Origin of the sequence: Microcystis aeruginosa LEGE 91341 (assembly GCF_015206885.1) — a bacterium.
In the GTDB taxonomy this organism is placed as follows: Bacteria; Cyanobacteriota; Cyanobacteriia; order Cyanobacteriales; family Microcystaceae; genus Microcystis; species Microcystis aeruginosa_H.
The window spans coordinates 18,648-28,467 of sequence record NZ_JADEXY010000053.1 but is presented as its reverse complement, the minus strand read 5'-3'; the positions used below and the strand labels follow the sequence as shown (position 1 = coordinate 28,467).

The window sequence follows — 9,820 nt, the reverse complement described above, 5'->3', positions numbered from 1 at the left end:
ATGGGGAAATGGGGAAATGGGGAGAATAAATAAAAATAATTTCCTGCCAACCGCCAACCGCCCCCTGCCGAACGCCTGATCTCAACAAGCAATTTAAATTACGAACAGCTTATCCAACAAGGTTTTTAGATTTATTCAGCCAGCCCTACCTGCGGCTGCATCTGATTTTTGTCAATCTAGCCAGTGGGGATTTTTCCAGGGAAACTATCTTCTAGAATTGGCGCTTAATGGCGATTTTTTCCTCAATCCCGCTGCAGATTAGCTTTTGCAGTGGGATGCTTAGACGCGGTTGTTCATACATTCGTACTAATTTAAGGATGACTGATCATTGCTGATTGTCGGTATTTCTGCACATCTGAGATGCTCCCAGAAAGTCCGGACAAGCTAAGAGAAGATTTAGTTTCAATCTGGTCATGACAAAACTACCTGAAACTTCAGGAACTGTCCTTGCTATTATCTTTTTGGTTGTCAATCTTTCCCAACTGCTTCGGCAGTTTTTTTGGGCTTTTTTTGTCTTTCTGGCTTTTTTGCGAACAAATGAACTAAGACAGTCCTGCTCTTTAATAAAAATTATGTTTAAAGTTGTTTTGCCCAAGCAAAACTTATCAATGGGACGACAAATCAGTGGCATTTAATAGCATGATTTCTGGAGCGACTTTTTCAGCAGATCCTATCTCATAGCAAGGAGAGAGTGAAACGGCTCTCTCCTTAATTATGGCTATTCGTCGTCGTCGCTGGCGCCAACTTGCTTGAGATGAATATGTTTTCTCCCCAAAGTAATTTCAAATTCATCTCCCGGTTTGAGTCCCATTTTTTTGGTGTAGGCCGAACCGATCAGAAGATTATTATTAGATTGGACACTGATCCGGTAGCTGGCCGAGCGCCCACCTCGTCCATGACCATTGGCACTGCTATCTAAGTCAATTCCCTCAGCATCGATTAAAGCATTGAGAAATTTCATCATATTAACGCGTTCGATACCATTTTTTGTCATGGTATAGTAGCCGCATTCCCGGGCTTTTTCCTCTTTGCTGAGGTTGCCTAGCTGTTTAACTTTCTCAATTAGTTCGAGGCCAGTCAGGGGTTCTGGATTAGTAGTTGTGTTCATTTAAGTTTGCAGTAGATAAGTAAAGGTTAGGGTCATCAAGGCTAGTCGAGGAGAATTGCTCCCCCTGACCAGAAACAATCGGGTTACGATTGATCTCTACACTTATCTTACACGGTATAAACTAAAAATTATCACTTGCTTGGGGAAATTGATTGTAATTGATTAGACTCTATCTCTCGATCGAAATCTTAACAGAATTTATCAATGTTGATCGAGATGCTGAGGGAAGGGAGGTTAGCCTTTCTGTCATCAATGAGGGCAGGGGGTAGGATAGAGATAAAGAGGTAAAAATGAGGGATAATGAAGCTAACAACTAGGGGTCACTATAGTGTTAAAGCCTTGCTGGATCTTAGTTTACAACCGAGGGGAACTCCCGTATCGGTAAAATCGATCGCCCTGCGTCAAGATATCCCGGCCGCTTATCTAGAGAAATTGCTGATAGAAATGCGACGAGCGGGGTTAGTTCGTTCCTTTCGGGGATCGCAAGGGGGTTATCAGTTAGCTAGGCCGGCAAATCGTATCTCGTTGGGGCAAATTTTGGAGGCGGTGGGAGAGACGATCGAGCCATTATCAGGTTATCATCCCAAGGACGAACAGGCAGAAGATTGGGTGACATTTACTATCTGGAAACACCTCCACGAGAAATTAAAAGAGGCCCTGGGGAAGATTACCTTAGCGGATTTATACTACGATGCGCGTAGCTGGATCGCCGCTAGGGGAGAGGAAACCAGCTTTATTGTTTAGTAGTTTAGAAGTTATGACAGCAACAAAACAAGCAAAGATTTATGGGGGAGGTTGTCACTGTGGAGCGATCCGTTTTCAAGTGGCGATCGAGCATGATCAAGCTCTAGACTGTAATTGTTCGATTTGTCAGAAAAAAGGTTTTCTGCATCTGATTGTTCCTTCAGCACAATTTACCCTCCTAAGCGGTGAAGATTTTTTAAGTACCTATACATTTAATACCCACACAGCCCAACATTATTTTTGTCGTGTTTGTGGTATTCATCCTTTCTATCGTCCCCGCTCCCATCCTGACGCTATAGATATAAACCTGCGCTGTTTGGATGGCAATGTCTTGGAAGATTTTCAGATTCAGTTCTTTGATGGGGCTAACTGGGAAGACAATATCGAGAAAATTCGGGATATCGATGGGAAAAGGGAGTAATTGTGAAGGGAACGGCAACGGCGATCATTTTAGTATTAGGGGCGGTTTTAGATTATCTGATCGGTGATCCCTGGGGGTGGATTCATCCAGTGCAGGTGATGGGGGCGATTATTGCCGTGGCCACCAAAGTTATTCTTAATTGGACGCAGGAAAAAATTTGCCAACGTTTAGCGGGCATAATTCTGGGACTAGGTTTAATTATTTTGGCTGGGGTCTTAACTTGGCTAGGAATCCAATGGTTAGGTCAGGTCAATTTGCTGCTGAGTTGCCTAGTACAAGTGATTCTCTTGGCTAGTTGTTTAGCCGGTAGAAGTTTACGCCGGGCTGCCGAAACAGTCATCGCAGCTTTACAAGCGGAAAATATCACCTTAGCTCGTTGTCAACTAAGTTTATACGTTGGTCGCGACACAGATAATCTCGGCCAGGAAGAAATCCTTCGCGCCCTATTAGAAACCGTCAGTGAAAATGGTGTGGATGGAGTTACCGCGCCGCTTTTTTATGCCCTTCTCGGTGCTTTTCTGGGGGTGGGGCCAGTTCCCCTCGCTTGCGCTTATAAAGCTGCTAGTACCCTCGATTCGATGATTGGCTATCGTCGGCCACCCTACACCCATATGGGCTGGTTTAGTGCCAAAAGCGAGGATATTTTGACATGGCTACCCTGTCGTTTAACGGTCTTAACTCTCGCCCTAATTTCGGGCCAGCCGGGGCGGGTTTTAAGCATTTGTTGGCGCGATGCCCGTCGGGATCCTAGTCCTAATTCCGGTTGGAGTGAATGCGTCTATGGGGCGATTTTGGGGGTGCAATTGGGGGGAAAAAATCAATATCGGGGCCAGATTGTGGAAAAACCCTTATTGGGCGATGACCTCAACCCGATTACTTTCAAAACCGTCGAACAGGCTTTGCATTTAACTCGTACTTGTGTATTACTTTGGTTGGCGATCGCTGTTAGCTGCTTAGTTGCTAGAGATTTTGCTCAATTTTAGCGACCACAGGCGACGGCGTTGACGGGATTGACGCTGCCAGTAACGGATAATCAGGGAGAAGGTCAAGAATAGGGATTGCAGTATCTGTATCTGTCCGCAGAGACGTTGATAGTTTTGTCGGAGATGATAGGTTTTCGCCCCAGCGATGACAATATATTCGGGGGCGGGGTAAAAAATGTGGTGTAAACGTCGTTCCACCCGGTTTAAAATTTTGGTCACTCGCCCTAAAATCCGCCGCAATTGCCACAATTTCCAGACTAGAAAGCAATTAAATAAAGTTAAGCCTAGATTGAAGCCGAGGACAAAAAAGAACATGATCGAGGCGATGGTCGAGTTATGCCAATTTTAGCCTAGATTCCCGACTTGAAAGTGTGGGGGAAAGAAATCTAAGACTAAATCCGTTGAGTAACGCACAGAAAACGGGTTTCTCGGAGAAACCCGTTTTCTACTCATGCAAAAGGCAAAGATTTAGCGTCCGAGGGCGTGTAATCCGTTAATAATTTCGGCACAGCGCTCGGTAACTGCCTGTAAAGCCTCTCTTTTGCTAGAAATCGGTGGCGGTAGCACTTCGCCGATGCGAATAGTTAAGGGGATACTATGGGGAAAAGAAGAACCTTTTTGAAAAATCTTTTCTGTTCCCCACAAACTGACGGGTAACAGGGGAACTCCCGCTTTAGCGGCAATCATCGCCGCGCCTAGTTTTGGTTGATGGATCAATCCGTCCTCGGTGCGGGTTCCCTCCAGAAACACTCCCACTGCCCAGCCCGCTGCTAATGCTCCCATCGCCGCCCGAATTGCCCCGCGATCACCACTGCTGCGTTTGACGGGATAGGCCCCGTAAAGAGCGATCGCCTGTTTTAAAATCGGGATGGTGAATAATTCCTCTTTAGCCATATAAGCTACGGGACGACGTACGGCACAGGATAACAGGGGTGGATCGAAGTAACTGGCGTGATTGCAGACGATAATCAGAGGATGACGACGGGGGACATTTTCCACTCCGTAAACGCGACCGCGAAAATAGCCGTGCAGGGTGGGGCTAACGATCGACCATTTAAAAAGATGATATAAAACTAAACTGGCAAAAGGTTCTCGCTCTTGAGGCTGGTTCATGACTGACAATTGTTCCCTAGACATGGAAAAGCCCTTGGGAGTCTTGCCGTGTTTCGACCCCAAGGACTTTGCTTTCTTCTCACTCCTCACACAATCAAAATATATAGCAATTTATGGGTTAGGGAAAGGTTAAGCGTGCCGCTTTCTTAACTGGCATAATTACTTACCTACGGTTGAGAGCGGCAAAAGGATTAGCAGGATGTGTCATTGATTTTGCTTGGGTACTGAAAAAAAGTTGGGTTAAAATATAAAGGCCAAATCTAGTCAGAAAAAGAGATTTTTTATGGAAAAACAGGTAAACTGTGCTGTAGATTGCCTAAATGGTTGTATTTTAGGCGATAAATGTCCCAATCAAACCCATGCCGCCGAAGCAGCCAAATTTATTGCCGAAACTTCTTTGGACAAGATGTTAGAAATGGCAGAAGCCGCTAGACTAAAAAAACTGACGCAACCGACCCAATGGATTATTCCTGATGATTTCTAGGGTTTGATAAGGGAATGGGGAACGGGGAGGAAAGTCGCTGTACCTGATTACTCCCAGTTCACTGAATAAAAGTCAGAGCCTTGGCACAAGCCAAGCAATCCGAAATTCCTGTATTAATGACGGTAATATCCTAAAATGGAAGCATTAGATTTCTAGGCGTTGCTGATTTGAGATATGAATCTTCTCTTGTGGGATTTTTAAAACCTAGACCCGAATAACTTTTGGATACGATGCACAGTTGGCATTCATACCTTGATTCAGCAATCCCGATTTCTATTTTAACCTATGACTGCAACAGTAATTGCGCCACCGACTGAAATAATTAACCTATCAGGAATTAGTTGGGAAACCTACGAAACACTGCTAGAAGAATTAAACAATCGCCGCCTTCGGCTCACTTACAATTGTGGTACATTAGAAATCATGGCTCCTTCTCCAGAACATGAACTTACTAAAGAAGTTCTCGGTCGTTTTGTGGAAACTATCGCAGAATAATTAGCCGTTCAAATATATCCTCTTGGCTCTACTACTTTCAAACGACCAGAAATAAGTGGTGCTGAACCTGATAAGTGTTTCTACATCTACAATATTGATGCGGTTCGCGGCAAAAAGCGACTGAATTTCTCTGAAGATCCAGCACCAGATTTAGTGCTAGAAATTGATGTCACTAGCAGTTCTCAAAATCGCCTCCAGGTTTATGCAGATTTAGGTGTTAGGCTCTTCTGGTTTTCGTGTGTTAATTTTTGTTATGAATTAAAGCAAGCAAACAGCTTAAGTCAAAGATGTTCAAAATTGGTGAATCCATAACTTATTCTTTTAATAAGCTTTATTTTGGTATTCATTTGACCGTCAACGCCATCGGTATAAAGAGTGAAGACTCATATCTTTTTGTGTATGTTGGCTCATTGTGTGGGATGACATGAAAATAATCTTTAGCTCCTTTACTCTTTGACGATGAAAAAATTGATGATACTGAATATTATAGTGTTTTTCAGTCTGCTGAGTTACAAAAGTTATGGGTTTTAGGCAAAAGGCAAAAAGGAAGAAAAATAGGCGTACCTCACTAGCTTAGGAAACGCTATAATTAAAGCGAATCGCAGTGAATCCGCTCAGTCTAAAGAGAGAAGAAAACGGAATCAAGAGAAACTTTTCATGTGTAGTTTTCGGACTTTGGGCGTTAAATTGATTAGAGGTTTCCCTAATTCGTAACCGTTGACAGGTCATCGGAAATTCTCTTAATCCCTCCTACAGCACAGGTTATGGCCTTTTGTCAACGGGGAAGTCTAGATAGGGTCTGCTGAAAAAGTTTTTCCTGGGGGTAGGAGTCAGTAGCCGGTCGTTTCGGGCTTTGTTGCCCTTGTTTTTTGTACCAATCTATGTACTACAAGAAGGATAATGCAAGGTTTTTGAAAGTCCCAATCCTATTTTCGCAGCATGAACATCGGACTTTAACAGGTCAAAAGCCTTATTTTAAAAGGGTTTTACCATTATTCAGCAAGCCCTAGATATAACCGATCTTCATGACCAGCGATCGCACATTTTACCCCGATTCGTACTGTTGGCGAGATTTAAATAACATTTGTTTGATCCGGTTGCGTAATGGCTCTGGTATAAGTACAATACAGCGATCTCCATAGGGTAAAATCTCCCGAATTAACCAAAAAGGACTAGAGACTTTACGGGTTATAATCCTTTTTCCGTTTACCTCTCGGTCGTCGATATCCCTTGTCTTCCTTTCATAGGCCTTCACGAGGTCTTTTTCTAATTGTAATTGTACTTCTATAAAATCGAGACTGTCTCGCCATGGTTCTTCGATCGGAATCAGGCTTTGAATACGAGAGAATTTAAGACAGCGATTGTGAACAAGCTCGGGAAAGTCTCGCTGATCTTCTTCTGGCAGGTCTTCAGTTTCCTCACACCAGATCTCCAGATAGAATTCTTTTTCCCGAAACATGATCTCGGCACAGCGAACGGTAAATTCTAGGGTCTGTCCCTGAGAATTTTTGTACATTACCCGAAAAGCTTGCCGGTCATGGATATAGCGCTCCACTGTGAGCCGCCAATCGCGATCATACTGACTGACCTGTTCGGAAATCTCCCGACGCTCTTGAGGGGAGAGATTTCCCTTCTCTAAAAGAAAATTAGAAAGAGTCTGGGCCGCCTCGATGTTACCCGATCGCACCAGACGGTCGATCGCTTCCTTGATCGCTTCGACCCGCTTTGCCGAGAGGGTAAAGGGTTCACCGATCTCCAGTTCCCCTTCGGCGATGGCGGCGATCAGACCTGACGGACTAGGACTTTTCCCCCAAAAGATGTTAAAACGTCGGGCGATCGCCTCTAGCTTCTCCTTCGTGCCGGGAGGAATTGACAGTGTAATTGTTTCTTTTTTGCGATTCACCTTAAAATATACTTGTAATTTTAGAGTATTTGTGCTAGAATACCTATATTGTAATGATAAATGAGGACAAAGGACTATGAGCAAAGGATAGTTGAGAAGGATAACGAAGTGATCGGGGTTATTGCCGATTCCGCTATTCGTTTTAGTAAGGATGATCGTCTGAACAGATTGATCGCTTGTTTTGCGATGGGTCGGTTGAGGTAAACAGAATTTAATCAAGCCTAAAGCTGATTAAAGGAGGAAAGTGCGATTATCAAGCTATCCCTATTAGGGAATTCCTTAAAAAAGACTATTTACAGTCTTGATTGCGATATTTTTTCAATTCCTTAGAGGCTTTTATCGCTGGACTATCATTTTAGCGGACAGTCGGCTGCTGATCAACCTCTCGATCTGTAAATTTCTTTCTTTATTACAATATAAACTTTTTCAAGTGATATGCTATAAACAAATGAGTGATAACTTATCCAATGGTTTACTAAGATTGATGTCCGATGGAGGCTGGCATAAAGAGCCAATAACTCGTTAGGTGATGAGATTATCTTGAGGTGACTAATGAAAATCAAACTCTTATCAACGTGGTCAGAACTGTTAAAGGAAAACGATCCTATTGCTAAAATTAAATTAGCCATTCACCAAAAAAAAGTCTGGGACGCTGTTTGTAATCCTGGTATTGAAATTATATTCGATACTGCCTTAACTGGAGATGGTAAAACATTAGCAGCACTTTTACCAGCGTTTTATGAATCTCAAAATTTAGGAAAGGGATTATTTGCTTATCCTACAAATGAACTCATTAGAGATCAGGCTAAACAAGTTGAAAAATGGAGTCAATACTTAAATTTAGCAATTGAATCCCATCAATTAAATAGCCAAACTTTAGCAGAATTCATTAAAAATGAGGAAATTAGCAAAATTGAAACTTTACGCACAATTGCTAACGACGCAGATTTAGTATTAACTAATCCTGATATTTTTACTTTAATTCATCGTTTTTTCTATAATCAATATCGAGGTAATATTGCTCATTTATCACAAACTTGGTTTATTTACTTTCGTTATGTCGTATTTGATGAATTTCATATTTTTAACTCAGCGCAAGTTACGAACGTATTAGATAGCATTGCTTTCAGTCGTGCTAATGCCACTCGAAAATATCCTGTTAAGTTTCTCTTTCTTTCAGCTACTCCTGATAAATTAATTCAGGAAGCTTTAGAAAAAGCAGGTATTTCTATTAAAGTTATTAAGGGAAATTATCAACATGGGTTAAAAGATAGTAAAACTCATCGTTGTATTTTGCGTGATGTAGAATTAGAATTAGTTGCTTGTCAACAAACTAGCGGAGGTGCTGAAAACTGGATTAATGACAATTTAGAAACAATAAATCAGTTTTTTCGAGATTATCCGACATCAAAAGGTTTATTAATTGTTAATAGTGTATTTGCTGCAAAACGAATTGTTAAAAGCTTAAAAGACAATTCTAGTTGTAATTTTACTATTGGGGAGAATACAGGATTAACCAGTTTAAAAATTCGGAAAGATTCTGAAAGTAAACAGCTAATTATTGCCACATCTACGGTAGATGTAGGAGTAGATTTCGAGATTAATTTTTTGGTTTATGAATCTTTAGATTCGGGTACATTTATTCAGAGATTAGGACGTTTAGGAAGACATGAAGGCTTCCCTATTTATAAAGCAATCGCCTTAGTTCCTGATTGGGTAAAAGAAAAATTTGCTGAAATTTATGCAAATAACTCAGAAATCGATCGAGAGAGTTTTTTTGACGTAGTTAGAAATAATATCTATCAAAAACCTCAAGAATTTGATAGATATTTAAGCCGTTGGGGTAAAATACTTTCAACAGTCCGTTATGCAAGATTAACTACTCAAAAAGAGCAATATCAAACCCTATTAGAACGCTATGGGAATGAAGCATCAAATATTATTGGAGAAACTCCTAAATGGTGCAAATTAAATGAATTAAAAGAACACCCTAGCATTATTCAAGATTTAGAAACTTTTAGAGGTACGGGACAATTAGATTTATGGGTTTATGAACCAGAGACTAACGCTATTACTAATATGAGTCTAATTCGGTTATTATCCGGGACTGAATTTAAACTTCTTTCTGGATCAGAAGCAAAAAAAATTAGTGATAAATTTCAACAACCTTTTTACAAAAATAGTTTAAATTTATATGCTATAATTAGTAATTATTTAGATAGTTACAAAAAAGTAGAATTACAGTTTACTTACGACTTTGACAAGCAAAAAATTAATCAAGCACAACAAAGAGTAGGTTTTAGGATTCAAGCACCTCATCCTGAGATTAGAAAAATCAATGAACAGCTTGAATATTTAAAGTTAACTACTTGCGTCGCTGATCCGACTAGGTATGATATTCCTAAGTTAAAACGACTTTATAAACTTCCTGCTCTTTTTGAATTATATCCTATTAAAGATAGTCGTGGTGCGATTTATAGTGTAGCATTTGGTCAGGATGCTTTACTCTTGGATTCTCTATTATACTGGCAAAAAACAAACACAACAATGATTTGTTAAGGAGAAAGTC

9 protein-coding genes and 3 pseudogenes are annotated in these 9,820 nt (G+C 41.1%); 7 read left to right on the top strand and 5 right to left on the bottom strand.

Features of this window, described 5'->3' with window-relative positions; all coding sequences use genetic code 11:
* Positions 1-371 precede the first annotated feature (371 nt).
* Positions 372-635: pseudogene (locus IQ234_RS21950) on the top strand (transposase); the annotation flags it as partial.
* 83 nt (positions 636-718) lie between these two features.
* Here the strand turns inward: IQ234_RS21950 and IQ234_RS10125 are convergent.
* Positions 719-1,108 carry an AbrB family transcriptional regulator gene (locus tag IQ234_RS10125; protein WP_002737568.1) on the bottom strand — a complete coding sequence of 130 codons (390 nt, stop codon included), beginning with the start codon at positions 1,106-1,108 and terminating at the stop codon, positions 719-721.
* A gap of 300 nt (positions 1,109-1,408) precedes the next feature.
* Between IQ234_RS10125 and IQ234_RS10120 the strand changes: the two genes are divergently transcribed.
* Genes IQ234_RS10120 through cbiB form a run of 3 tightly spaced genes read left to right on the top strand, consistent with a single transcriptional unit; the run spans position 1,409 to position 3,256 of the window.
* A complete protein-coding gene (locus tag IQ234_RS10120; protein ID WP_002745459.1) occupies positions 1,409-1,852 on the top strand; it encodes an Rrf2 family transcriptional regulator in 444 nt (147 codons plus the stop codon).
* A complete protein-coding gene (locus IQ234_RS10115; RefSeq protein WP_110980741.1) occupies positions 1,800-2,273 on the top strand; it encodes a GFA family protein in 474 nt (157 codons plus the stop codon). Before IQ234_RS10120 ends, IQ234_RS10115 begins: the two co-directional genes overlap by 53 nt.
* 2 nt (positions 2,274-2,275) lie before the next feature.
* On the top strand, positions 2,276-3,256 hold the full coding sequence (gene cbiB, locus IQ234_RS10110; protein ID WP_193956998.1) for an adenosylcobinamide-phosphate synthase CbiB: 981 nt from the start codon (positions 2,276-2,278) through the stop codon (positions 3,254-3,256).
* On the opposite strand, the gene IQ234_RS10105 is transcribed toward cbiB, so the two are convergent.
* Both IQ234_RS10105 and IQ234_RS10100 read right to left on the bottom strand, forming a co-directional pair.
* Positions 3,227-3,571 carry a hypothetical protein gene (locus IQ234_RS10105; protein ID WP_002768216.1) on the bottom strand — a complete coding sequence of 115 codons (345 nt, stop codon included), beginning with the start codon at positions 3,569-3,571 and terminating at the stop codon, positions 3,227-3,229. The genes cbiB and IQ234_RS10105 overlap by 30 nt on opposite strands.
* A 153-nt stretch (positions 3,572-3,724) precedes the next feature.
* On the bottom strand, positions 3,725-4,393 hold the full coding sequence (locus IQ234_RS10100; protein ID WP_002773597.1) for a lysophospholipid acyltransferase family protein: 669 nt from the start codon (positions 4,391-4,393) through the stop codon (positions 3,725-3,727).
* 259 nt (positions 4,394-4,652) lie between these two features.
* Here IQ234_RS10100 and IQ234_RS10095 point away from each other — a divergent pair, with 259 nt between their 5' ends.
* Positions 4,653-4,853: a hypothetical protein gene (locus tag IQ234_RS10095; protein WP_193956997.1), complete on the top strand. Its 201-nt coding sequence runs from the start codon at positions 4,653-4,655 to the stop codon at positions 4,851-4,853.
* Between the two features lie 285 nt (positions 4,854-5,138).
* Positions 5,139-5,579, top strand: a pseudogene (locus IQ234_RS21770) (Uma2 family endonuclease); the annotation flags it as partial.
* Positions 5,580-5,629: 50 nt separating this feature from the next.
* Here the strand turns inward: IQ234_RS21770 and IQ234_RS10085 are convergent.
* Positions 5,630-5,707, bottom strand: a pseudogene (locus IQ234_RS10085) (transposase); the annotation flags it as partial.
* Positions 5,708-6,393: 686 nt separating this feature from the next.
* Positions 6,394-7,251, bottom strand: coding sequence for a helix-turn-helix transcriptional regulator (locus tag IQ234_RS10080; RefSeq protein WP_193956996.1), 858 nt, complete (start codon positions 7,249-7,251; stop codon positions 6,394-6,396).
* A gap of 552 nt (positions 7,252-7,803) precedes the next feature.
* Between IQ234_RS10080 and cas3 the strand changes: the two genes are divergently transcribed.
* Positions 7,804-9,810, top strand: a complete 2,007-nt coding sequence (cas3, locus tag IQ234_RS10075; RefSeq protein ID WP_193956995.1) for a type I-D CRISPR-associated helicase Cas3' — start codon at positions 7,804-7,806, stop codon at positions 9,808-9,810.
* The last annotated feature ends 10 nt before the right edge of the window (positions 9,811-9,820 follow it).